At 63.0% G+C, this 24,981-nt stretch carries 24 protein-coding genes; 11 read left to right on the plus strand and 13 right to left on the minus strand.

What is annotated here, in order from left to right; all coding sequences use genetic code 11:
- Nucleotides 1-319: 319 nt before the first annotated feature.
- Nucleotides 320-766, minus strand: coding sequence for a hypothetical protein (locus A5728_RS02440; protein WP_064845539.1), 447 nt, complete (start codon nt 764-766; stop codon nt 320-322).
- Between the two features lie 69 nt (nt 767-835).
- Here A5728_RS02440 and A5728_RS02445 point away from each other — a divergent pair, with 69 nt between their 5' ends.
- The 5 genes from A5728_RS02445 to A5728_RS02460 all read left to right on the plus strand — a co-directional run bounded on the left by A5728_RS02445 (nt 836) and on the right by A5728_RS02460 (nt 3,804).
- The gene (locus tag A5728_RS02445; protein WP_064845540.1) at nt 836-1,411 is read left to right on the plus strand and encodes a recombinase family protein; all 576 of its coding nucleotides are present in this window, start codon (nt 836-838) and stop codon (nt 1,409-1,411) included.
- A 32-nt stretch (nt 1,412-1,443) separates the two neighbouring features.
- A complete protein-coding gene (locus A5728_RS13975; RefSeq protein ID WP_156523351.1) occupies nt 1,444-1,647 on the plus strand; it encodes a hypothetical protein in 204 nt (67 codons plus the stop codon).
- Between the two features lie 125 nt (nt 1,648-1,772).
- A complete protein-coding gene (locus A5728_RS13980; protein WP_156523352.1) occupies nt 1,773-2,864 on the plus strand; it encodes a hypothetical protein in 1,092 nt (363 codons plus the stop codon).
- 47 nt (nt 2,865-2,911) lie between these two features.
- Nucleotides 2,912-3,253 (plus strand): helix-turn-helix transcriptional regulator, encoded by a 342-nt coding sequence (locus A5728_RS02455; RefSeq protein WP_156523353.1) that lies wholly within the window; start codon nt 2,912-2,914, stop codon nt 3,251-3,253.
- Between the two features lie 62 nt (nt 3,254-3,315).
- Entirely contained in the window at nt 3,316-3,804 is a 489-nt protein-coding gene (locus A5728_RS02460) for a hypothetical protein (protein WP_064845543.1), read from the plus strand.
- A 423-nt stretch (nt 3,805-4,227) separates the two neighbouring features.
- Here the strand turns inward: A5728_RS02460 and A5728_RS02465 are convergent, their stop codons facing one another.
- The gene (locus A5728_RS02465; RefSeq protein ID WP_156523354.1) at nt 4,228-4,620 is read right to left on the minus strand and encodes an ECF-type sigma factor; all 393 of its coding nucleotides are present in this window, start codon (nt 4,618-4,620) and stop codon (nt 4,228-4,230) included.
- Between the two features lie 387 nt (nt 4,621-5,007).
- On the opposite strand from A5728_RS02465, the gene mobF reads away from it, so the two are divergent.
- Complete coding sequence (gene mobF, locus A5728_RS02470; protein ID WP_064845545.1) at nt 5,008-10,188, plus strand: MobF family relaxase; 5,181 nt, start codon at nt 5,008-5,010, stop codon at nt 10,186-10,188.
- A gap of 25 nt (nt 10,189-10,213) precedes the next feature.
- Here the strand turns inward: mobF and A5728_RS15040 are convergent, their stop codons facing one another.
- The 11 genes from A5728_RS15040 to A5728_RS02510 form a co-directional block, all read right to left on the minus strand.
- Nucleotides 10,214-10,621: a DUF4913 domain-containing protein gene (locus tag A5728_RS15040; RefSeq protein WP_082943179.1), complete on the minus strand. Its 408-nt coding sequence runs from the start codon at nt 10,619-10,621 to the stop codon at nt 10,214-10,216.
- Nucleotides 10,599-12,194, minus strand: coding sequence for a type IV secretory system conjugative DNA transfer family protein (locus A5728_RS13355; RefSeq protein ID WP_082943180.1), 1,596 nt, complete (start codon nt 12,192-12,194; stop codon nt 10,599-10,601). The genes A5728_RS15040 and A5728_RS13355 overlap by 23 nt, the downstream gene beginning before the upstream one ends.
- Before the next feature lie 26 nt (nt 12,195-12,220).
- Nucleotides 12,221-13,810, minus strand: a complete 1,590-nt coding sequence (locus A5728_RS02475; protein WP_064845546.1) for a hypothetical protein — start codon at nt 13,808-13,810, stop codon at nt 12,221-12,223.
- A 14-nt stretch (nt 13,811-13,824) separates the two neighbouring features.
- Nucleotides 13,825-15,354, minus strand: a complete 1,530-nt coding sequence (locus tag A5728_RS02480; RefSeq protein ID WP_156523355.1) for an SCO6880 family protein — start codon at nt 15,352-15,354, stop codon at nt 13,825-13,827.
- Between the two features lie 15 nt (nt 15,355-15,369).
- Nucleotides 15,370-17,037, minus strand: a complete 1,668-nt coding sequence (locus A5728_RS13985; protein WP_156523356.1) for a hypothetical protein — start codon at nt 17,035-17,037, stop codon at nt 15,370-15,372.
- Complete coding sequence (locus A5728_RS02485) at nt 17,037-17,678, minus strand: hypothetical protein (RefSeq protein WP_156523357.1); 642 nt, start codon at nt 17,676-17,678, stop codon at nt 17,037-17,039. Before A5728_RS02485 ends, A5728_RS13985 begins: the two co-directional genes overlap by 1 nt.
- A gap of 101 nt (nt 17,679-17,779) precedes the next feature.
- The gene (locus A5728_RS02490; protein ID WP_064845549.1) at nt 17,780-18,103 is read right to left on the minus strand and encodes a hypothetical protein; all 324 of its coding nucleotides are present in this window, start codon (nt 18,101-18,103) and stop codon (nt 17,780-17,782) included.
- A gap of 64 nt (nt 18,104-18,167) precedes the next feature.
- Nucleotides 18,168-18,857, minus strand: a complete 690-nt coding sequence (locus A5728_RS02495; protein WP_156523358.1) for a DUF6668 family protein — start codon at nt 18,855-18,857, stop codon at nt 18,168-18,170.
- Nucleotides 18,858-20,429 (minus strand): hypothetical protein, encoded by a 1,572-nt coding sequence (locus A5728_RS13990; protein ID WP_156523359.1) that lies wholly within the window; start codon nt 20,427-20,429, stop codon nt 18,858-18,860.
- On the minus strand, nt 20,426-20,791 hold the full coding sequence (locus A5728_RS02505) for a hypothetical protein (protein WP_064845552.1): 366 nt from the start codon (nt 20,789-20,791) through the stop codon (nt 20,426-20,428). The genes A5728_RS13990 and A5728_RS02505 overlap by 4 nt, the downstream gene beginning before the upstream one ends.
- A gap of 215 nt (nt 20,792-21,006) precedes the next feature.
- Nucleotides 21,007-22,152 (minus strand): transglycosylase SLT domain-containing protein, encoded by a 1,146-nt coding sequence (locus A5728_RS02510; protein WP_231885478.1) that lies wholly within the window; start codon nt 22,150-22,152, stop codon nt 21,007-21,009.
- Nucleotides 22,153-22,272: 120 nt separating this feature from the next.
- On the opposite strand from A5728_RS02510, the gene A5728_RS15045 reads away from it, so the two are divergent.
- From A5728_RS15045 to A5728_RS02530, 5 genes are all read left to right on the plus strand, one after another.
- Nucleotides 22,273-22,572, plus strand: coding sequence for an ArsR/SmtB family transcription factor (locus tag A5728_RS15045; RefSeq protein WP_369795600.1), 300 nt, complete (start codon nt 22,273-22,275; stop codon nt 22,570-22,572).
- Between the two features lie 147 nt (nt 22,573-22,719).
- On the plus strand, nt 22,720-23,313 hold the full coding sequence (locus tag A5728_RS02520) for a ParA family protein (RefSeq protein WP_064845555.1): 594 nt from the start codon (nt 22,720-22,722) through the stop codon (nt 23,311-23,313).
- On the plus strand, nt 23,310-23,570 hold the full coding sequence (locus tag A5728_RS13995) for a hypothetical protein (protein ID WP_156523360.1): 261 nt from the start codon (nt 23,310-23,312) through the stop codon (nt 23,568-23,570). The genes A5728_RS02520 and A5728_RS13995 overlap by 4 nt, the downstream gene beginning before the upstream one ends.
- A 457-nt stretch (nt 23,571-24,027) precedes the next feature.
- The gene (locus A5728_RS02525) at nt 24,028-24,471 is read left to right on the plus strand and encodes an ArdC family protein (protein ID WP_064845556.1); all 444 of its coding nucleotides are present in this window, start codon (nt 24,028-24,030) and stop codon (nt 24,469-24,471) included.
- A gap of 151 nt (nt 24,472-24,622) precedes the next feature.
- Nucleotides 24,623-24,874, plus strand: a complete 252-nt coding sequence (locus A5728_RS02530; protein ID WP_064845557.1) for a hypothetical protein — start codon at nt 24,623-24,625, stop codon at nt 24,872-24,874.
- The last annotated feature ends 107 nt before the right edge of the window (nt 24,875-24,981 follow it).

The following is a 24,981-nucleotide window of genomic DNA, read 5'->3' on the forward strand; positions in this document are numbered from 1 at the left end:
TCTGCCCTTCTGGTGTCGGAAATCGGTCGATCTCTTGACAGTCTCCCATCACAGCGGCTGGGAGGATCGAGGCGCGCTAAGAGTGTCAAAAATCTACGTCGAGGATAATAGTGTCAAGGGACCCACCCTGATACACCATTTCTTGACATGCTGCCCCGTCCGAGGCGGGCATCCGGTCGCGTCAGCGCACCGACCGGCAGCGAACGCCGCAGGGGCCGGATACTTATCGCAGCGAGTCACTCCCCCGAGGGCCAGGCACGGGGAAGTGGTGCAGAAACAATCGTTTCTGACCAGCTGCGCCGACCACCAGTTGCCATGGTCAGTCCGTTTGGCTGACTGTCATCACTCCAGGAGTCCAGGCATCCACAGAATCAATTTTCACCCTCAAAAGGATCCCCGTGTCCGGCCCGAGCGACCCGTTCGCGGTTTCCCACCTGGCGTCAGCCAAGTTGACGAAGTGTGGCCCGAAGTCGTCAAGAAATTCCTGCTCCTCTTCTGTGCGATCTTCCTTCTCCGTGAGCTCCGTTGCCCTAGCCTCCCGGTCTTTCATGATCTGAGCCAGAGATTTGTATGGACCTGTGCCCCCGGGCTCACCGGTCTCGTAGCGTCCGAACTGTTCCATCATCTGCCAGGCGGGGATCATGTATCCCGTGATGATCCGTCCGCTCACGAACAAGGTCGCGTGTTGGGCATTGGATGATGTCACGCGTTCAGTTTTCTCGTTGGTGATGTTTACGGCCACGACGAGAGTCACATCTTGAGTCATATATTTACTATGGCACACCTTGGGGTCATGCCCTAGACCCCCTTATCTATGAAGCATGGAGAGCAGCACGTGAGAGTCGGCTACGCCCGAGTGAGCACCCGCGAGCAAACCGGAAGCTTGGATGCCCAGGAGGTGCAGCTACGCGCTGCCGGCTGCGAGCGGGTCTACCGGGACACCATCAGCGGAGCGAAGTCCAAGCGTCCTGGACTGGCCGCTGCCCTGGACTTCATTCACGGCGACGATGTACTCGTGGTGACCCGCCTGGACCGGCTAGGACGATCCACCCTGGACACGGTGAGAACCGTCGATGAGCTGAGCGAACGTGGCGTGCTTGTGGAAATCCTGTCTCTTGGAGTCCACTCAGGCACCACCGAAGGACGCTTGATGATCCGCATCATGTCCGCGTTGGCCGAACAGGAACTCGAGCTGATTCGGGAACGCACCCGAGTCGGCCTGGAGCATGCACGCAGGAACAACCGCCACGGCGGACGTAGACCTGCCCTTGATCCCGAAGCTCGGAACGCGGCGCTGGTGGCCCTGGCCGGAGGAATGAAGGAGCAAGAGGTGGCCAAGTTCCACAACGTCAGCCGATCCACAATCTCTCGGCTGCGCCGCGACCAACGCAACACGACTCCACCAGCGTGACGTGAACCGCAAAGTATGCGACAGTGGTGTCCATGCATTTGGACGGGGCAAAGCGTCAGAACCGGATGGGCGAACCGCTCATGCGTATGACGTTCCGGATGCCGGGTGATCTCTACGAAGCCGTCACCCAGGCGGCACAGGACGCGGGGCTGTCCCGCACTGCGTGGATCATCAGCATCGTGGCCCGTCACCTGAACTACCCCGAGCACGACAGCATCCCACCCGCCCAAGACTGAAGGCGGCCCCCGAGGGGACCGCCTTCTAAGTCTTGAACACCGGCCTAAGCGACCAAACTTCTCCGGTGTTCCACACAACTTCTGGACCAGTAGATGAACCCTAGAGCCATCCACAAGAGGTTGCTATGTCAACCTTAGCAGTCACGCGCGCGCCGGTACAGACGGCACAACGACCCACACGCGCCCGCCGCGGGCATCATCGCCCCGTCCCCGAGCTGCACACCCCGAACCCGCGCACGGGTCTGTCCTGGTCTCGTGAGCCCGAGGCCGGCACTCAGGGGCGTATCCCGTGCTGGGCCACCCGCTCGAGCTGGCTGAAGCTGTTGGAGACCGAGCTGAGCGGTGAGACCGCCGCCGACGTCCTGAAGAAGCACCACGCCGCCCCGCACACCGTCTACCGCGTTGCACGCATGGACGCCGCAGCCGCCGACACCACCACCGGCCGCAACGTGCGTACCGCACATGCCACCGTGGCCCGCGCCCTGGGATGCAGCGTGGACACCGTGCGCCGTGCCCGACGCGTGCTGCGCGATCTGGGATTCTCCGTTGAGGTTGTTCGCGGCCGGTACATGACCACTGAGGAGCGCGAAGCTGCCACCCGCGAGCACGGCTCCCACCAACGCCGTTTCGCCTCCACCCGGTGCCTGACGATCCCGGCACGAGTACGAGCCATGCACCCCTACCCCTGTGGGGTTAAGTCTTCCCGGGAACTACCTTCCCAACAGGTACCTAGCTCGCGCTTACGCGCGGCCGGTACGAGCACACCGAGAACGAAAAAGCGGCCGCTGACGCGGCGAAACCCGTCCGTGGGCGTGCAGAGGATCGCTGCGCGGCTGGTGCAGCGGATGCCGTGGCTGGATCGAGCACAAGGCCACCTGATGGGACTCTCCCGAGGGTTGGCAGCGTGTGGGGTAACCGAGGAATGGACCACCCAAGACCTGATGAATGCCGTGGAAGCCGACCACCAGGGTCTCGGGTTGCTCTCCCTACCCCCGGACAGCCAGAAGAACCCGCGGGCGCTGCTGCTGCACCAGATCAAACGCGCCATCAGCGGCCAAAAACCCCCCGCGCGAGCACGCCAGGCGGCTGAGGACGCGCGTCGTGCGGCCCGGGCGGCCGAGGTCGCACAGCGCGCGGCCGAGGCGAAGACCAAAACCACGATGCCCGCCTGGTTCCGCACCGCCCTGGCCAAAGCACAAGAGGCGGCCACGACATGAGGCGTAGGTCCTCACGCAGCACCGCGGGAAGGCCCATGCTGGGGAGTATGCCCAAACTCGTGCGACCCGCAGACCAGCCCGCCGTCATCGACGCCGCCGTGAGCGTGTTCGGCAACCGGGGGAAGCTGGCGATCCTGCGCTACCTGAATCACCACGGCCCGGCCCTACGAGCCGACATCACCGACGCCACCGAGATAGCCACCCCGACACTGGGCAGCCACCTCGCGGAGCTCGAACACGCAGGCGCGGTAACCGCGGACCTGCCTACGGATCAGCGCCGCGGGCGCAGCATCCGCTACGCCACCGACCCTTCGAGGCTGCGGCAGCTGCTCACCGTGATGGGCAGCTACGTCTTCAACGACGACGAGGCACTGGGCGCCGCGCAGTAAGCGGAGCGCGCCACCACCACGAAGGCACCCGGCCCGCGCGGGCACCGGGTTAAGTTGGTGGCATGGACGAGAACGCCGCGGCCCGCTTCCGCTCCAAGATCGTTGCCGGCCCCGAGGCACACGACTGCTGGATATGGACCGGAGCCATCGGAGACGACGGATACGGCCGCTTCTGGACCCCCGCACCCGAGGGCGGGCAGCGCATGATCCGCGCCCACCGCTACGCCCTGGCCCTGCTCACCGGCAGCCTCGATGAGCTGGACGAATTCCACGTGTGCCACACCTGTGACAACCCCATCTGTGTGCGCGCCGAGGACGGCCCGTCCTCGCACCTGTACGCCGGGACTGCGGCGCAGAACATGGCCGACCGCTCACGCCGCGGGCACCACAACAAGCAGCCCGCCGCGGCGTTCTTCCGCTACGAGACCAAACAAGAACGCGCGGCCACCGCGCGCGTGCTGCGCGATCACGTGCGAGCCCACGGCTACGACCCCGAAGCCGTGGCCGTACTACTCCGCAAGGTCACCACTGGTCAGCAGCGACTCTTCTAGAGCGCACTCGTAAGAAGCCTTGTAACGAACCGAGCACCACCAGGAGAGAAGTGCCGGTTACGAACCATATCGGTGCGACTCCGATCCCGTCTGGGAAAAAATTTTGTATGGGAAGAAGGACGAGTAGCACGGGTATCGCAGAGTTGATGGCCGCCAAAATCATTGGCCATCGCGGCATAGACCTAGAGGCGTTCAACCACCGGGTGCAGCTGGCCTTGACTTCATCCTCTAGCGCCGCCTGTTTCAAGACAGACAGCTTTAGCCCCTGAGATGATTCGCTAAGTCTTGTGAGCGCTTCCAAGTTTGAAAGACACAGGGACAGGTACTGCGCTCGTGCTGCTGGTGCTCGAAGCACCCACACGTTCGCCCACACGCTGACAACGGAAACCGTCAAGACGGCTACCTGTATCCAGGTATCCCACATCATGCGGGCACGATGCTTTCGGCACCTCCCGCAGTTTGCGATCTCTCTTGGCTCTCCGCGGCTACTGGACTGAGTTTGAGGTATTGCCCCACCCGAGCGGTGGACAGTTCTAGCAGCTCGGCTATCTCCTTGTTCGACAGCCCAAGGTTCTTCATCGTCGCCACGTCTTCGGCCGCGTCCGCGCGGGGACCGTCCAGGGCATCGAGCTGGGATTGGAGCTGCGCGATCCTCTCGCGCAGCTGCTCCTTCTCGTCTTCGGTGCCCAGCGTCTTCGTGAAGAACGACTCCGACGCCGCGAGCACCGCCCGCTCACGTTCAGCGCGCGCGGCGGCGGCCGCGCGCGCTTTCTCCCGAGCCGCAGTTTTCGTCGCTGACTTCCGTGGTGCTGCCATGTCCTTGTCTCTCTCCCTCACCTAGCGGCCACCGGCACCCCGCGATGCGGGACCCCGGCCTGGTGGCCTCGATTGTACCCAGTCGGCACGCTGCACCCAGGAAGACCTCCCCCGTTCCTCCTCCGGTCTCCTGTGCACACCTCGCACCCGTGGACAGCTTCGTGGCCGGCCTCTCTCGTTCCTCGCACCGGACAGGCCACGAACCTGCCCACCGGCGCGGCCTCATGGGCACAATCGCGGGCATCAATAGATGCCCGGACTTCTCGCGGCCTTACGCCATCTCGCTCGTACCTCGCTCACTGACTAAAGACCACTCAGACGTCACACCTCTTGCACTCAGTAACCCAAGGTGCGACATTACCGCCCAGCTGCGTTAACGTTGAGCCTATGATGACCGTTCATAAGCTCTCCACGGGCGACGGTCACCTCTACTACACGCAGGAGGTGGCCTCGGGCGATCAGCTGCGCTCCGGGGACCGTGAGCTGGGCGACTACTACCAAGTCACGGGGATGCCCCCAGGCCAGTGGGTCGGTTCCGGGGTGGAGCACTTCGGCCTGGACGGGGCGGTGACCGAGGCGCAGATGGACGCGCTCTACGGTGACGGCTACTCCCCCATCGACCCGGCGAAGCTGGCAGAGGAACAGTCCGCCAGTTACGACGCCGCGTGGGAAGCCGCGCGGGTCTCGGCAGCGCATAAGGCGTTTGAGGCACTATCCATCCACGCTGATGGCGGCGGAGAGTCAGCGGTTGTGCGTGCTCTGGGAGTGCATCGGGCGACGCTGTACCGGATGCTCTCCAAGCATGAGGAACTGGGTAACCGGGGGCGCTTCGACGCGGCACGAGAGTCCGGCGACACCCAGGGATTCATCGACGGGTACGTGATGACTCCGGCCGAATCCCGCTCGGCCATCGCGGCCGCGAAGGCGGCCATCACCGAAGGCAACGACGACTGGATCGACGCCACCCGGCTGGGCAAAAAGCCGGGTGAGTACGTGCAGGAACCAGCCAACGACTTCACCCGCGCACTGGATGAAGAGCACCGTCGCCACTTCAAGACCCACGACGCTCCTCCGACCGATGCCGAGCGCAAGGAGATACGCAACCGGGTCGCTGGCCAGATGTTCCGGGACACCCACGGCCGCGACGCCACCGGGGTGGAGCTGGCAACATTCATCGCCAACAACACCGCGCCCCGGCAGCAGTCCGTGGCTGGGTATGACCTCGTGTTCACCCCCACGAAGTCCATCTCGATGGCCTGGGGACTCGGGGACGAGAACCTACGAACCGGCATCGAGGCCGCCCATGAAGCGGCCATCGCTGACGTCGTGTCCTACCTGGAGGACAACGCAATCTACGCCCGCCGCGGCCGTGGTGGTGTTGAGCAGATCGACACGAACAAGGGCCTGGTTGCGACGAAGTTCCGGCACTACGACTCCCGCAACGGTGACCCGAACCTCCACGATCACCTCGTGGTCGCCAACCGGGTCAAGGGCGCAGACGGCAAGTGGTCCACCCTCGACGGGCGGATGATCCACCAGTACGGCGTCGCCGCCTCCGAGCTGTACAACTCGCGGATCATGCACCACATCCATGATCGTCTGGGCTTGGAGTTCACCCCGGTAGAGGCGCGCGGGAAGCAGATTTTCGAGCTGGCCGGGATCACCCGCACCGAGGTCGCCGCGTTCTCCTCCCGGTCGGCCTCGATCAAGGAGACGATGGCCGAGGTGGAGGCTGCGTTCATCGCTGACCACGGCCACGCGCCGACCGCCAAGCAGCGCATTGCCCTGGCTCAGCAGGCCACGTTGGCCACTCGACCGGCGAAAGACGGCCCGCACTCGTTGGCTGAGCTGAACGAGATGTGGCGTGAGAAGGCCGCAATGGTGACGCCGAACCTGCCCACCGGGGAGGCCCTGGCTGAGCACTTGCGGGCGGCGTCTACGGCGCGGGCGAAGGAGGTCACGGTGGCCGCCGCGGGACTGGAGGCCACCCCGGAGCACGAGCGGGTGGCGACGATCATCGACCGGCTGGCCGAGTCGCGGTCCTCGTGGCGGGGCTCGAACATAGAGGCCGAGACGCTGCGCTACTACCGCGAAGCCACCGGCGGTGTGACCGCCGACCCGGAAGCCATTACGGCCACGGTTCAGGCGGTGAAGGCTGCCTCGGTGTCGATGACACCAGAGCTGAACGTGCCCCTGCCCACCGACCGTGAGCTGGTCCGCGCGGATGGCACGAGCATCTACCAGACGGCGAACCGGGAGGTGTTCACGTCCCACGGGATTATTGCCGCGGAGACGTTGTTGGTGGAGGCGGCCACCACCTCGCAGGTGATCCCCGCGGCCACCACCGACGTGTTCACCACCGAGCTGGAGAAGGCCCGTGAGGCCGGGGTGCAGCTCTCTGACGCTCAGGCGAACATGGCCCGCGAGTTCGTGACCAGTGACCGGCTGCTCGCCTTGGGCATCGGTCCCGCCGGTGCCGGGAAGACCTCGCTGACCCGCCTTGTCGTGGACACCGCCGAGGCCGCCGGCCACCAGGTGTACGGGGTGGCCCCGACCGCGGCGGCCGCCGATGTCATGGGCGATTCCATGGGGATCACCGCCACCACCGTGGACGCCTTCCTGCACGCCGAGACCTCCCCCCTGGCCGTGGGGGATGTGCTGATGGTGGACGAGATTGGGATGGTGGCCACCCCGAAACTCGCGGAGCTGGTGGCCACGGCGGAGGCCGCCGGGGCCGTGGTCCGCGGTGTCGGTGATGACCGGCAGCTGGCCGCCATCGGGTCTGGTGGGGCGCTGCGGATGATCGACAGCGCCACCGCCCTCCCCCGGTTGGAAGAGGTCTACCGCTTCCGCAACCCGGCGAATCCTGCCGAGGTCAACGAGGCCGAGGTGGCCGCCTCCCTGGCGCTGCGTGAGCCCCCGGTGGCTGGTGAGGACCGGCCCTTCGACTGGTACGTGGGTCAGGGCCGGGTGCGCGCCGGGGACGAGGAGACCGTGCTGCGCGAAGTCTTCTCCGCGTGGGTCACCGACACCGAGGCCGGGCGCAACACGCTGATGATGGCCCCAACCAACGCGCAGGTCACCGCGTTGAACGAGCTGGCCCAAGCCCGGGCGCTGCACCGCGGGGAACTGGACACCACCGCCCAGGTGACGACCGAGGCCGATGTCACGATCTACGGCCACGACCGTGTGGTGACCCGCCGCAACGCTCGGGCGTTGGGGTTGAACCAGGGCAAGGACTTCGTGAAGAACGGCGACACCTGGGACGTGAACCAGGTTCACCCCGACGGGCGGCTCACGGTCACCCACACCGGCCACGGCGGGAAGATCACCCTCCCGGCCGCCTACGTGGCCGAGAACGTGGAGCTGGGCTACGCGGCCACGATCAACCGCGCCCAAGGTGCCACCGTGGACACCGCCCACACCGTGCTGGATGCCTCCACCGACCGGGCCGGGGCCTACGTGGGGGCGACCCGCGGGCAGTTCGGCAACCACCTGTACGTCGTCACCGGGGAGAACAGCACCCGCGATGAGGTGCTGGACTCCATCACCGGCGCCTATGAAACGAACCTGTCCGTGCACGAGCAGGTGGGGCGGCTGCGGGCCGAGAACCGGTCCGTGGCCGAACGTGTGGGCCTCTACACCGCGCTCACCGACCAGGCCCGGTCCCAGGCGATGGAACACGCCGCCATCGAAGCCGTAGGGATCACCCGCGCCGCGCAGCTGCGCGCAGCACCGGCGTGGGGTGCGCTGGCCACGGAACTGGCCAACGCCACCGAGGCCGGCCTGGAACCGGCCGCGCTGCTGGCACGAGCGCACTCCCAACGGAACTTCGCGGACTCCGCCGATGACGCCGCGGTGCTGCACTGGCGCGTGAAGGGACTGCGCGCCGAGAACGAGACGCTGCACGACACCACCGGACCCCGGCCGTTCGCGGCGATCCCCGACGAGCACCTGGACCGACTGGAAGCCACCGCCCGCGCACGCGCCGCTCAGAAACCCACCGAGAAGCCCGCTGCGGCGGTGGAAGACCCGAACTGGCACACCCGCCCGCACGCGCTGGAAACCACTGAGCACCTACGCTCACGCCGGGCCGGGATGGCCGAGGGCGCTACCGCCCACGACTCCGCCGAATACCGGTGGGAACTGGCTTCCATCGACGCGGAACTGTCCCGCCGGGCGTTCCTCTCCCCCACCCAGAAGTCCCTGGAGGAGGTCACCCGTGGGGAACGGCCACGCTCGGAGACCGCTCACACTCTGGCCGAAGGACTGGCCCAGGAGAAGGCCATCCGCGACGCCGCCCTGCCCACCACCGGGCACGCCCTGGCGGAGCAGAACCCGGAGACGCTGACCCACGGGGTCAGCGGGCACACCGCGGGCACCTACTGGCTCCAGCACCGGCACACCCCCGAGGCGATGCGCACGATCCTGGACGCCCACCACACCGACATCGGAGAACTGGCGGTGCTGCGCGGCAAGCAGCTCGCCGCCGAGAAACCCGCGTGGGTTGAAGCGTTGGGTGAGGTGCCCGCGAATCCGACCAACGCCGCCCGGTGGTACCGGGTCGCCGGGGAGGTCGACGCCTACCGGGCGACCTACCGGATCACCGACGAGAATGCGATCCCGAAACAGTACGCCGAATCCGAACGGGGCCAGTACCTTGCCGGGCAGATTACCGACGTGCACAAGCGCGGGGCGCTGTCGAACAAGCCCGGCCCGACTGGGGAGCAGGTGGAGGCCACTGCGGCCACGGCGACCAGTGAGCGCGCCCAGGGCGAGACGGTCACTCCCGCCGAGGCCGAGGTCACCGTCAGCACCGACGAAAGGACACAAGCCGTGGAAAACCTCTGGGACGTCGTAGAACGCGACTACAAGGCCGAGCAAGCCACCCACGCAGACCGCGACGCGGCTCGCGCCGCCCTGGAGGCGGCCCGAGTAAAGCTCCAGGAGTCCACGCAGCACAGGGACAGTGTCGCGGATCAGCTGATCGACACCGCCAGGGCGGACTACGCCCCCGTGGAAGCCGCCGCCGCCCGGGTCGAGGCCGCGAACTTTTTCACCCGTTCAGCACGCGAAGCCGACTACCAGCACGCTGTGACGGACTACCACCAGCAGTACGGGCAGGACACTCCCCCGCCCCGGGACGACGAGCAGTGGCTCAGCCAGCACCCCGACTACGCCCGCGCCCAGCAGCAGGTCACCGAGGACCGCTCAGAGCTTGCCACCGCGGAGACCGTGGCCGAGGTGGCAGAACGCCACGCGCAGACAGCGACCGCCACACGCGAGCAGTCCTACCAGGCATACACCACAGCCCGGGACGAGAACCCCCGCACCCGCGTCGGTACTTCGCGGATGAACAGCGAGCAGATGGCCCGAGTTACCGACCTCCAAGCCGCCAAGGACCACCGTCATCTTGCGGCTGGCACCCGCCCCGGCGAAGCACGAGCACGCCTCCGCGCCGAGGCCGCGAAGTCCGCCCCGCCAGCCCAAACCAGCGCGACCCGAACCGCGCGCAGCATTCAGCAGCACCACGCACAGCAGGCCCACCGCCGCGGACGCAGCCTCTAACTCGCGGGCACCAGATCACAATGCACTAAACCCAGTCTGGTGATCCCGTGGCAGTAATTTCGAGAAAATCAGGTGATTCCGATTCTTTTCCGCTTACGTCACGGATGCGGGGATCATCTCCCGCCCGGTGACCCGAGGCACAGTCTCGAAATACACCAGTCCGCGAGTCAAACAAGCTCTTCGCGTGCAGGTCCCAATGGTGCACCCACCAATCAGACATCTCCCCCTGTTGCTGCGAACGCACGTACTGCTGGTGCAGAGCCCTAAAGCGCGCTACCGCTTCGGGGTGATTCCACCACTGCGGACAGAATACGCCACCACTCGAGGCGGGATGTTCTATGATCGCCAGCGTCGCTTGAATCCACTCATCGAAGGCGGGCGGCTCGTATGCGGTCTCGCTCGTCTCTACGTCAACGCTTGTGTTGTCTGACATCAACTAGATCCCTATCTTCCGGGCCAGAGTTTTTAAATCCCAGCTTCAATTGACCCACTTGCGGGGTAAGTTCCTCGGCGAGACGCTTGTTTTCGAACCAGTATTGCGCCTTGAGTATCCCGTTTTCGCCGTCGCTTGTCCTGACATACATAGTGCCCGGTGAGAGGTTCGATAGGTCTGAAGCTGAAAGGATGTCGCGTCTCTGGATTTGGTCCGACGTGCTGCGTCCATGACCCGACCGCCCATTGTAAGATGATGAATGCGAAATTGTCTTGTGGTCATACTGACCAATAATTTTTGACAATGACGAGACAAAATCCGTTTCCGTTCCACCCCCTCCATACACCAGGTAGTTGGCGGCACCCAGAAGTGTATTCATGCCGTTTTCCCCGAAGAGTCCGCGACCCTGGGCTACGGACTGGAAATAGGAGCTGATGACGATACCCAGTGCCCCGCTGTATGAGTACCACTCGGGTAGCTCCGGCAACATCACCGTGTTGCCCACTTCGTCCAGCTCCATGACCAGGGGTACGCGCAGCCGCTCGTTGGGTCCGGTCGATGCTTGGGTTTTGGCGCTCATGAAAACGCTCCACACCAGGCAAGACACCAACGCGGAGGTGGCTCCTGCCGTCTTACTGCCCAACAGAATGAGCGTGTCTGTACTGGAAGCAAAAGCCACCGGATCAAACACTCTGTGCCGGTCGTTCACTGGCCGGATTGACGCTAAATAGTCTTCGTGTTCGAAGGGGGAAGCGCATCGTTGCGCTGTCGCCCATACAGACCCACGGGTTTCTTCCGGTTGTTTCTTTAGGCCGCGCAGGGTTGCCGCTTGATTGTTGAACCCATGGCTCTCCAAGATTGCTGCTGGCTCGTCCTCGTTCGTAGTCATTGCCCACCGGAACACATCGCGGTCGTCTTTGCCCGCAGCATTGGCGGCAAGTAAAAGCGCGCCGATAATTTTGGAACCCATCAAGTCAAAGTGGGCGTTAGGGTTACCGTCTCTGCTGCCATCACCATGGGTTGCGGACTCGAATATGGCCCCTACTTTTTCGGCGTCCGTGCTCGTTTTCACCAGACCGATGATGTTGAAGTGGTCGGTGCTTGGCTCTTTACGATTCAGAATGTTCGTCGGATCAAAAATCCACACGTTCCCATGAAACATTCGCGCGGCGAACACTTCCCATATACCGTCAGCCTTGTTGGAGGTCATCACAAGAGGGCCGGGTGCCTGGGTCGCATGTGGCACGACTTGGGCGGTTGTTTTGCCTCGTCCTGGTGCCTGTATTTGAACCGCGCATTGACGCCACCCCTGGAATACCGTTTCCGAATCCAAGGAACCGATGGCTAACCCCGGTCCGATGTCTGGGCATTCAGGGTGCAAATTAGTGCGTGCATCCTTAAGCCGAGAATTCGCTTTTGACACTGTGAAGTTTGCGTTTTTCCCTAGCCGCTTGTTCGCCATAGCTTGGGGTGCTTTGTTGTTACTTGGCCAAAACCACGCCAATACTGATGCGACGAATATGACAAGGATAGCCACAATGGTGAGTGCCGGAAATGACGCGAATTTGAACATAATACTTACCCCTTATCCGTTCTGGGCTACGCCATTTCGCGTTCCAAGCGGTGCGCGGCCATACTGTTGGCCCAGGCTTCGTTGGTGTCGTGAATTTTGCGTTCCATGGCGGTGAGGTTCATGTAGAACGGGCTGCCCGTTGTCTCGCCTAATTTCAGGAGGAACCGCCCGCGACCTGGGGGTGGCAGTGTGCGGTTTGTTTTGGGGTCCACACCGCCTTCCGCCGACAGAGACACAAGGAGGTCTTGTTCTTTCTGTGACATCGGGACAACCTGCGTCAAGTCCGCCATTTCGTTGCGGGCCAGCCCGCCGAACACCTTGACCGATGATCGTTCTAAGAACCCGGTAGCAATGGAGGTCAGCGCCGGGGTGGACAACTGCAAGTCTTTCATGCTGTGGGTAATGAGAACCTGCCCCAGACCCTTCGTCCGGTTGAGCTTGGTGAGCGCATTAACGCGGTGCACAAGCTGTTCATCCGCGCTGAGAACTTGCCACAGTTCGTCCATAATCATCAGGTGGTGACGTTCTGGAATGAGGCCTTCTGAGGCCAAGTCCTTCAACGCTGAGGCTCCTGCTTGGCCGTAGCTCCAGCACACCAGCTGCACGGCGGCACGCAACGTTCCATTGGCTTCGTCGATGGCTGACACATCGAACGAAACGCTGCGGTCTAGGCGCATCGGCTCCGTCGTTTCCCGGCAGAACACGTCACCGAACGGGCCTTCTGGTCCGAGGGAGTTCAAGCCTCGCTGTAGCGTTTCAGTGAGCTCGAAGTATTTGCGGTTCCGCGTTTTTTCGTCCAGCTCGGGGTCGAACACGAGCATGTCGATGATGTCCCTTGGAGGGTCGCGCAGCACGTCTTGGACATCGGAGACCAATGGCTGCCGATCTTCGGACTCTGCCTTCTCGGAGGCATGACGGATCGCCATGGAGAGCACCGTGCCCTCGTTCTTCTTCTCCGTCAGAACGTCACCCAGCGCCAGCTCAACCAGACCCCGTAGGGTGTTCAGCCGGCGGTTGTGAATTTCGGACCGCTGTGCGGCCTGCATCTTGGGCGGGAGCTTTTCGAGCAGCGCCCACGCCGGGCCGGCGTCAAGGGGGTTGATTGCAGATAGACCGGGAGCGACTGTGAGAACCTGCCCCCCGGTCTCCTTCACGACGCCCGCGTAGTCCGGTTTCAAATCGCCGAGAACCAGGATTAGGAACCCGGCGTCGATCAGCGAGAGCGCCCACCGGACCGCGATGGTGGACTTACCGCGCCCGTTCAGCGCCATGATGAAGCCAGATGGAGCGGAAACGATGCCCTTGATGTACAAGCTAATCGGGTCTCCGCAGGTGATTTGACCGTTGATCGTATTACGGCCGAGGGGAGCACCCACGAGCGGCGATGATGCAGCCCCGCAGAACGGCCACAGACCCGCTGTTTGGCGTGAGGTGGCCTGGTACTCCACCGGGGCCTCGACCCATCCGCACGCGCCGCCTCCTGGCCGCTCGTAGCCATACTTCGTCAGCGTCGGGACCTTCTTTTCCCGAGCCTCCAGCGCCTCGTTCTGCTGGCCCTCTTTGTTCTTGCCCCAGCCGAAGGCCAAGCCGTCGACCAACTTGTCCACTAGTGACATGATGCTTCTCCTTCTCAGACGCTCTCGCGCAGGGTGTTCGACAAGCGCGTGAAGTCCTTCGGTACCGAGCCGATGCCGAGCCCGAATGCGAACGCCGCATCATCTGAGTACTCGCAGTCGCGTAGCCGCAGCTGGATGCCCGAGACCGCCTGATCTCGCAGGATCGCTTCGACCCGGGGGAACTTGGACGGATCGTCTACCGTGGCCGTGACCACGAGACCGAAACGCACCATGGCGGCGCCTTCGGCTTGCTCACGCTCGCTGTACTCCGCTTTCTCCAGGGCTACACGCTTGATCTGAGACGCCTTCTGACCCTTCTGGTTGTTGCCGAATCTCGCGTTCGTCACTTGGTCCTGCACGGCCTTCTGTGAGCTGCCGGGGCTCATGGGGCGGAAGAGCAGCGTGACACGCTTCTGCTCGAAGACTCCGTGAGCCGAAAGCAGGCCCGCCAGGCCCGTTTCGCGAAAGTTCGCAGCAGGGGGCTGGTACATCTGCCATGACTTCGAGAAGTACCCGGCGTGTTCCCACCAGCCAGCGGTGAGCTTGGCATTTGTGGGACCAACCTCACCCCATGTCAATCCCGTGCCTTCACCGGCTAGGCGGGCTGTCTCCACAGCGGGTGCCACAGCCGGGTTGTATGCGGTGTGGACTTGATCCACCACATCGTCCATACCCAACACGCTCACCGTGCCGCCGCACGCCACCTTCAGCTGAGCAAGCATCCCGGGCAGCAGGGTAGAGATGTCTTCCGCCAAATCCTCTTTGGATCGTGGGCCGGTTCCAGCGTCGCGGTTGGGGCGGGCGGTGAACGTCGCCGCGACCCACTGGTCGATCTTCGGCACTCCCTGGTTCAGGTCACGGACAATGTCATTCATCGCCTCACGAGCGAACTGCGGCGTGTCTTGGACCTGGGACTGTTCGCGGGTCACGCGTACGGCGTCAGGCAGCCTGTTCCCGGGGTCACGGGTTGCTTGTGTGGTCGCAGCGACTTGGACTAGTGAGGACGACACCCCAGCTTCGCGCTGGAAGATGCCCCATTGGTCCACCATCAAATCGATAGACCCCTGGTCCAGCAGACCCATACCCGGTGACTGCACACTGAAAATCACCGTTCCCGTACGGTTCGCAGGATTCCAGATCATCGCCTTTTCCGTGTCTGATCCCGCTGGCGTGGTGCCTACCAGTTCCGTGCGAGCAAGAAGCCCCACGGGGGGAAAATCGCCGGACGGTAGTTGGGACGTGGGACCGGCTGCATAATTCGTAAAACCTTTTTGCTCTGCCTTTTTGAAGTGGCGCTTCGCCAGAATCTCCTCAAACTTTTTGCGGCCGTTACGGCCATTCCAAGAAATTGCGATCATAGCTCCGACGCCCAAGAGCACAATGGCTGTTTGCACCCAGATGCCCAGAGGCATCGTTACAAAGACAAGAACGGCGAGCACGAGGCCAATAAGCGTTGCCAGGGCGGAAAGCCCGAGCACGCCTTCTTTACGGGGACTCGTGATGTTCCCGTACATCCGTATGCGGTGTTGTGCGTGGTCTGCCATGAGTGATCTCCGTCGTTAGTTCTCTACGTGTTCGAGGTCTTGGAGCTGCCGTCCGGCAGACGTCGCGGTGAACCTGCCCGCCTCGGCTAGAGCACGGGCCATATTTGGCGACATCACATGTCCCGAGTCATTTGCGCCTGTGGGCACCGCAGAAGAACCACCTCCGCCGCTGCCACCCACGGGGGCCGCGCTTGCAGGTTCTCCCCCGCTGGAAGCCGCTCCGGCTGCACCGCTGCTGGCGGGACTGCCTCCGGTACTGGACTCTCCCTCGGAAGCGGATTCACTAGCCGGTGCCGATTCGCCTACCGATCCCGGTGCCGCACTGCCACCGGAAAATCCGCCCGAGCTACTGCCACTTCCCGTCCCGCTGCTGGGAGCACCTGCTGTATCGGAACTGGCGGCAGACGCGGGGATAGCTCCCGGGGTCAAACCACTACCACTTCCACCGTTCCCGCCTTCCGAGCCGGACGCCGAGCCGGTGCTGTTCCCACCACTCCCCGCCTCCGGCCCGGATGCCGAGCCGCTACTGCTCCCGCTGCCGCTGGAGCCCGTAGAAGCCAGCTGCCCCGAAGAACCGGGCCCTCCCGGAGAACTGGCTTCCCCACCTGAGGCCATGCCCGATCCCATCGCGGAGGCGCTGCCATCGCTGGACGCCGCTGCGCTTGCGCCGCTGCCCAGACCGGTGCTGCCTCCCCCAGTAGACGCGGCACTAGCGCCACTGGCGGCACCACCCCCCGCTGCGGCAGCTAACCCCAGTGAACCCACGGCTATCGCACCGGCACCGGCTGCAATCGCGCCACCCGCTCCTACACCGCGGGCCTGGTCCGTTGTAGCTACCGTCACGATCTTGATAAGTGCGGGCAAAGCCAAGCACGCCATGACGATGACGACCATCCCTGAGATAAGCGATACCAGCTCGGCGAACGCATCTCCTTTTTGGTCTTCTGCCACCATCCCCTTAATCCACAGCGAACCCACACCGTAGATGATGGCCGCGGTCGGCTTGTACAGCACGGCCGCAAAAATCCACCCCATCACCTTCCAGAAGCGTTCTTTTCCGGCCTGTGTCTGAGATTGCGCGGCCAAGATGGGCAGTAAGCCCACGAGGACAGCCACCATGCCATAACTAAAAATTACGAACAACGCGTTTACTACAGAGGCCAAAGCCGCTACTAAGACCAAGATCACTGAAACAATGGCGAGCCCGATAACGAATTTAGCGCTTTGGTCTCCCGGCATGATGTCGAGCATTTGATACAGCGATTTTCGCTCGTCTTCTCCTTCGCCGGTGATGTTGCTTAGCAGCCATGGAGCTACCGCGTCGCTAGCTTTCAGTAGGTACGTGGCGGCCGTTCCACCGATGGCGGTCACCGCTACCGTGGCAAAAATTGCCATTACAAGGTCTACTGAGGCGTCTTTCGAGTGTGTCCTTACAACGCGCACGATGCCGAATGCCGTACCGATGATCCCGGCCACAGCCACGAAGTAGAGGGTGCTGTTTTGCACCGCTGCGGCGGGGGAACCTTCGCCCATACCCGGCCCAGAGATACCAAGCCACCATTCGGAGATACCGTTGAGCACTACCTCCAGGGCGCTGAGAAGGGATTTGAGCAGCCATCGCATGGCCGCGTCCAAGCCCTTCTCGATCAGCCCTCCAATGCCGTCTGTGAGCCACCCTGGCATCAGGAGCTCCAGGTAACGGCTGGGTCAGATGCCGTGGTCATCTGCAATTCCATCGGCTTCTCTGGCGACACCGGGTCTACCTTCCAGTCCCCGTCTTGCCACACCATCGTGAGACCGAAAGTACCGCTGAAGACGCTGTCCGACTGCCCGTAGAGCAGAACATGAACCTTCTCGGGGTTCTCCTGTTGGATTTCGTAGCCGCGCAGCTGCGCGGAGCCTTCACTTCCCGGGGATTCCGTCACGTAGCCCTCCCCCGTCGGTTCGGGCGAGGCAGGGGCCTTGGCACTTGTGATGATCTGGTCCCGTACTTCTCCCGCGGCGTAGACCTTCTTCAAGTCTTCTTCTGAAGCGTTCTTCTGGTCTTCACGGGTAGGACCAGCCATGTAGTCCGTCGCGGCGAACAACGCGCCCGCTGTGTTGTGCGCGTGCCCGACCTTCCATCCCGAACTCAGATTCTCGCAGCCGCCGAACTTCGTGGACACCGGGTAGCGCACCCCGTCCTTGCCCGGTGTCCACGAGTCCGTTTCGGGGGCCTTGTCGGTGACAGAAGATGTGTCCCCGTGGTCAAGATCGGATTGGCAGGCGTAGGCGTAGTCCTCCGTGGGTTGGTGGCTGCACCCGGATACTGCCAGCAAGCTCACGAGCCCTACCGTTACGGCGGCCACGGATCGATTGCGCGTGTTCCTCTTGTTCACTGGTCGGTTCCCTTCTGTCATCGCTGAGTGTGCTGGTGGGCTAGCGCCTAGATGCCCACGACGTTCTGCCAGACCACGCCCACGACGGTCAGTGCAGCGCCTCCGAGCAGCGGCCAGAGCGGGGCGGTGATCTCTTGGTCGCCAGAGCGCCGTGCTTTGGCGGCCGTGACGATGCCAATGATGAAGTAGATGAAAAGCACGAAGGCCGCGACGTAGAGGGCCCATCCCACGAGCGTGGAGACGAAATCGAAGCCGGGAGGCTGGGTCGGCTTACCGTCGATGGCCAGCGCCGGGGACAGGCCGCCCAGGATGAGGGCAGAGCTGAGGGCGATGGCGGTCGAGACGCGGCGCTTCGTAGCAGTTGAGGTCATGGTGTTCTCCTTGTGGTGGGCTTTTGCGTGGTTGCTGGGCGAGTACGTAGGTGAGGGCATTCCTTCACTCCTTCTCTGTGGGGGGTGTTGGGTCGGCCCAGGCATTGAGCGACTTCACCAGGTAGGTGAAGCGCCGCTTGTGTGCCCAGGAGGCTGTTACAGGTCCGGTGCTATCGGGCCACCGCCGTTCGTACCGGACCTCGAAAGATCGGGGGTAGAGACGTGCTACCCGCTTGGCGTAGCTGCGGGTTTCAGCTGAGACGTCTTCGTGTCTGCGGTGATGTACCAGGATCAGCCCGCGGAGGGTGTTGGCCGCATCATCGACGCGCAGCTGTTCCGCGGCCCGGAGCGAGTGCCGCGTCACCGCCGCCACCACAACGCCGGCCGCCCCCTCCATTGGGTCCATCTCCCCCGTGTCGATTACCCGATCCGAGCAAACATCCGCGATGGTGCTGACTCCCACTCCCCCACTTGCCCCGATGAGGTTCAGATGCCCGGCGTCTGGTGCTGCCCCGGGTACATCGTTTCCGGGCTCGTGGTCATGCGAGACCATGTGCGTAGCACCCATCATCATGAGCTGGTCGCCCAGAATCGGGGATCGGTCCAAGTCCGGCTCGGCTTCTACCGTCGTTACCGGCCGCACGAACGGATTGGCATTTTCCTGTGCCGTTTCCGCTCGTTCTTTCCCGCGGTACTTCTTCCCTGGCATCGTTCGTTTCCTTGCCGTCGTCGTCACCCCTTGTGTCCCGGTCACTTATTCCTCTTCCTTCGGATTCGTTGGCAGTCCGTAGACGTTGGTAGCTGCCGGGTCCGATGGGTCAGCAGCTACTACGATGGCAGTCACCTTTTTGCTCACCGCCGCAGGGTAGGTCTTTGTTTTCGTTCCTGTGGCCACGGTCTTTCCCCGCGAGTCCAGCAGCTCGGACTCCTTTTGAGATGACCGGACCGCGCGGCCTCCGCCGATATGGGCCTCAGAGCCCACCGGCACAAGTGCTTTGTCCGTCACCCAAATACCGCGTGCCAGGAACCAACCCGTTGAGCGGTCTACTTCTGGAGCCGTCGCCGCCGCCGCAGAGGACCCCTTGAATGTCGCGGTATGGACCCGGGTCACTGAGGTAGCCTTGCCCTTCCGCTCAATCTTGGAGCTGGTCCACTCGGTCCCGGTTCCTTTCTTTGCCTGGCAAAGCACCGTATCGAAGGAACCGGTGCAGGAATCCACCGGCGACGTCTTGCCGCCCTTGCCGCCGGCACCGGTGATTGTGCCCGGTTTGGGCAGCGTGGCGCTGTCTTCGGTGATCGACCACACCCGGGCCGAGGGTCCGTCCGTGCTGACCGCTGTCACAGCACCATCCAGGGCACCAGCGATTTCCGAACCAGCGGGCATCGTCCGTTTCCTCCACTGCCCGTCCTCCCCCAGCACGTACACCACAGGTGAGGATGGCGTCATCTTCACCGGGTCTCCGTATCCGAACTCGATCTGACCGTCCTTGGGCATAGAAGTCGCCGTAACCTGCCGCGAAGAGGTATCGAGGAGCGACACCGTTTTCCCATCGGTGATCGCGACCACGTTCTCTGTCATGGGAGCGAAGTCGGACACATCCATTCCGGCCTCTGCGCTCCACTTCGGTTCTCCCGTGTCGGGGTCCAGGGCACTGACGGTTCCTCCGGACGGGACCAGTAGTACCCCATTGATGATCGCAGGGCGCGCCCCTTGATTGATGTTCTGATGCCACCCCGCATACGTCCCCCACCCTGGAGGGGCTTGTACTGGCAGCTGAGCCGGAACCGCGTGGTACGGCTCAGGCGCGGTTTCTGGTTCCTGTCGCAGTGCACCACTGACGGGCACAGCGGCCGCAACCAGCAGTAAGCTCGCGGCAGCTACATATCCCACCGTTCGCCGGTTCATCCGGCCGTGGCCACCATACTGGCGCGGCTCGCGCGTGCCTCGCATCCGCGCGTACCAGGGGCGGGCTTCGGGTTCCGGGTGAGCAACTACCTCGTATTGTCCGGGCTGCCCGTTATACGAGGCCAGCTCTTGCAGCTCTTCTAGATCGACGTCGGCCACCAGCTCAAACGTGGCATCATCAGCGGCCGTGTCAGTGGCGACCACCCTGCACACACGCAAACCAAGCGCCCGCGTTACCTTCAAGGCTGCCGGTTCCGCAACTTCAAACAGCGATTGTCCCTCATCGCGCGTGAATTCTTCGTACACTCCGGGTGCTTCTACGATGACCTCGCCCGTGGTGGCGCGCAGGCTGATGACGGGGAAGCGGGGAACCTTAACATTGCTCGACGTTTCCGAGCCACCTTTCATGCTGAATTTCATGCCTTGTCCAGCTCCTCGGTCATTGTCGTTCGAGCGCCTACGACGATCCATTGCCCCCCGTGCTTTTCCAGGTAAATAATTTGCTGGTCTCGTCCGCCCGCAATATCTTCGGACCCGTCGCGGGTCTTCCACCGCCATGACGTAGTGATGCCACGTACTGCTTTGTCGGAAGCTACGTCCTCGTCCACGTCTCCACCTGTAGGGGTAGCCTCCGGAACCGAGTAACCCTCGTGCTTCGCCGCTCTACCGAACTGGACCTGTAGCGTGTTGCGCGCGGCCGAGCCCTGCTTTTGCTGCTCGTACCAGGACACGCTCATAAGGTCCTTGGCGCGCAACACCCCTGCCATGGTGTTCTCGTCCATCGTTGAATCCCAGCAGTGTCCGATGCTGGCGTAGTAGCGCGCAGTGGCGGAGGGGTCAGAGCGATCTGCATCTTTACTCGTGGGGCACGAGCCATCTGCCAGGTTGCGAGTGGAAGATGTGGCCGCGGCTGAGCTGCTTGTAACAGGTGCTGGTTCCGAATTACTAGAACACCCTGCGGCGCACAACAGCACTAATGCGATAGGAATGTACCGCTTCACTTCACCCACGCACCTTTCTCTTTCAAAATCGGTTCCGGGTCAAGATTGCACCCGTCATAGGGAATATTCATCCCGCCATTCTTCCCACCGGCACAATTGGGCTTGTACACCTCAAAATGCAGGTGCGCCGCTGCTCCACTGGCGTTACCTCCCATGAACCCAGACTCGACGCCGATTTGCTTCCCGCGCTTGATCTTCTCGCCCTTCCTCACGTCCAGGGACTTCATGTGGCAGAACGCAAACTGGAAGCCCGGCTTACTGTCCATTTTGGCCATGACGCAGTGATCGTTGGTCAGTGTCCCGGTGACCGTCATGTCCGTGGGGGCGATGATGGGTGCGCCGCCCCCGGTGCTGAGGTCCACACCCACGTGGTTCTGTGCCCAGGCAGGCAGCCCAGGCACATTGCGGCCGCCGTAACCACTGGTGAAGGAGCCGCCCGGCAAGGGCGCCGTCCACTCCCCTTTACCCAAGTCCCCGTTCCAGGACTTACCGCCCTCCACGGCCTTGCAATCGCCGGAGAACGACATTTGGGCTGACCCGGTGATCTTCGAGACGTAGGTCTGTGTTTCCTCGAACGGTGGCACACCCTTGTACTTCTCAACGGCCCCTGGACCAGCGTTGTACGCCGCGAGGGTCAGACGCACGAGCTTGTTCGCATCGTCGCCAGCGAGATCCTTGACCTCTTCGCGCAGAGCCTTCATGTACCGCCCATACGCCGCCATCGCATCCTCGATGTCGTGAATATCGCCACCCTGACCGTAGCGGGCCCATGTCTCGGGCATGAACTGTGCCGGCCCCTGAGCGCCGGCGCTTGAACCCGCTTGAGTGTTGAACTGCGACTCTGCCTCGATCTGAGCGGCCACAGTCTGCTCGGGCAACCCGGATGCCTTAGCCGCCTTCTTGATCGGCTCCTGAAAATCTTTTGGGACGTTGACGGTCTTCCCGCCGTCACCCGCTGCAACCGCGTTCGTGCAACTGCTACCCGTGTCGAGGCTCAATTGCCCCGCGATGCCGCCTACCAGCACCGCGATGAGGAGGGGAACGACCAGGACAACCGCGACCAGCGCGACCACCACCAGACAGCCGAGACCGCCCACTACGCCGACGCTCTTACCCATCGACCCGCCGCCTGAATCAGCCATGCCGCATCACCTCCTGTACCATCGCATCAGCTATACGACATTCTATCACGGTATGGTTGTTTTATTGTACGAATCTCTAGACGTTGCATGTAATGAGAAACTGGAAGCGTGCCCTTCATGATGAGAATCTCTGGCCAGAGCGAGGAGGTCCATGCCGCCGTCCAGGTACTTGGCAACACTCTGCGCGTGGCGATTCTGGGCCACCTCGCCCTCGGACCCGCAACGCGCGCCAGCATCAGCAGCGCACTGGGTGTCTCCGAGCAAAGCCTTTCGCGCCAAATCGCGTTCCTGGAGGACAAGGGGGTAGTTAGCACAGACGTGCTTGGCGGCCGTGGCCGCCCGACTCTCCACCGCCTCCAGTCCGGCAAACTGCATGAGCTGGAGCACGCCCTAGCCAGCTACCTGCACCCACCGGCCTAGCGCTATACGCTGTCGACGTTTAGGCCCCACCGTGCGTTCTAGTCAATGCAAACACATAGTATTCACTATACCGTGACGGTTCGCCGTAGTGCCGCCATGACGGCACTACGGCTTGCCGTTCTGACGTTATGACGGCAGACTAGTCCCATGACGTTCATTATCGCGATCACCAACGCCAAGGGCGGCGTGGCCAAAACGACGACCGCCATTCACCTAGCTGCCGCGCTAGAGCGCAACGTCAGCGTGGCCGTGTGGGACTCGGACCCGCAGGGCAGCGCGTGCGAGTGGGCAGCCACCACCGCCGAGAACGGCCACCCCCTTCCTTTTACCGTGACTCCCGCCAACGTGGCCACGCTGAAGACTGAACCCGCCACCACCGATGTTGTCCTCATCGACACTCCGCCCCAGCAGCCACAGATCATGAACGCAGCCGCCGCGCGCGCGGACCTAGCCATCATCCCCACCGCGGCAGCCTCCCTGGACATTGCCCGAGCGTGGACCACCTTGGATGCACTAGGGGACGTCCCCAGCATTGTCCTGCTGACTCACACGGACCCACGCACGGTCCTCTATCGATCAGCCGTGGACGCGCTGGATGAAGAGAACATCCCCGTTTTTGCCAAGCCGATCAAGCCAAGTGAAAAGCTGCGCGCCCAGGGCGGGAGCTACCCCAACAAGTTGTTTGGTTATGGGGACATCGCCCTGGACCTGTTGCACATGATGAAGGAGAACGAACAGTGACAGAACGCAAGACCCCGAACCCGTTACGGCGAAACCGCCCGACGGCGAACCCGGAGACTACAGCCTCTCGTAAGAAGCCCGCGTTCGAGGGGAGCTTCGACCCCGCCATTAGTGGAGAAGCGCCGACCGTGAAAAAACGGAAGTACACCATTCTTCTCACGCCCGAGCAACGCGACAAGCTGCGGTTGTACGCCGCGCACCGGGACATCACCATGTCGGAGGTTATCGTCGGATTCATCGAGACTTTAGAAGTTTAGTACCGTTATGACGGCACCCCGTCATGCCGTTGAACCGCTGTGACGGCATGACGGTACATGGGAGGGCCCCTCACGTATGTGGGGGGCCTTCCCATGTGCGGGGGAGCGTTCACGACACGGCTCACCTCCGCTGTCCGTCGTCCTGACGCGGAATTGTATGGGCACGCTCCGCGGCGTCAAGGGCGCCTACGGCGTCGCTACGCGATGCGCTACGCGCACCCTTGACCCCGCTCCACTTCCGCCCATCCTGCTTCCAGCTATCAGGACGACGGGCCAGGCTACACGGGCGGTCCCATCTGGTCCGAGCCGCGCACGGACCCGAGCGCAGCATCCAACTTCGCCTCGAAAAAATGCCCATCATCTGCCCTTTCTCCTTGCTTCCTAATCTTACTTTAGGTAAGATTATAAGTGTTCAAGCGGGAGACAGGCCCGCACCACACGGGAAGGACAGCAGACGATGACCACCAAGACCCAGACCGCGAAGAAGCAGCCCACCAAGAAGCAGCAGGAGCGCAAGGCGGCTGCCATCGCCAAGCGCAAGGAGGTCTCGGAGAAGGCTGCGGCCGTGGCCGAGCAGATCAAGAACGACCCGGACACCGCCCGCCGGTTCGCCGCGTTCGCGGCCCGTATGCCCAGCTACAGCCCCAAGAATCAGGAACTGATCTTTTCCCAGTTCGAGGGGGCGACCCAGTGCGCCGGATTCAACAAGTGGAAGGAGTTGGGGCGAGCTGTCCGCAAGGGTGAGCGGTCCATCAAGATCATGGCCCCGACCGAGCGCACCAAGAAGGACGACGACGGAAACCCGGTGATCGACCCCAAGACCGGCAAGCCCGAGAAGGAATTGACCTACATCATGGTGAGCGTGTTCGACGTGAGTCAGACCGAGGAAATCACCGGCTGATCCACCTACACGGCGGCCGGGGGAGTGGTCCCCCGGCCGCTTTTTCATGCCCGGAAACTAGCCGCCGGCCTTGACTCTAGTTCTTACATGAGGCATATTTATGAGTGTTCAGGCGGGGGACAGGCCCGCCACACCAACGAAAGGAACGGACATGGACGCCAAGCAGATCACCGAGACGATGCTCGTCTTCGTGTGCGAGTGCTGCGCGCTGCTGATCGCCAGCAACGATGAGACCGCGTGCCGCGACCACTACGAACACGGACACATCGAGTGCGACCTCGACGCCGGGGCCGTGGTGACCGGGGAGCAGGTGGAGACCCCCGCGCCCACCACCTGCGACGGCTGCCACCGCCAGCTCGGAGCCCTGGCCATCATGTACCAGGTCAGCGCACCGACCGAGTAGCCACCACCAGACGGACGGCCGGGGGGATCCCCCCCCGGCCGTTCTTCATGTCCGCATCACCCGCCGGCCTTGACTCTAGTTCTTACATGAGGTATATTTATGAGTGT

Origin of the sequence: Kocuria sp. ICS0012 (assembly GCF_001665945.1) — a bacterium.
Lineage (GTDB): Bacteria > Actinomycetota > Actinomycetes > Actinomycetales > Micrococcaceae > Kocuria > Kocuria marina.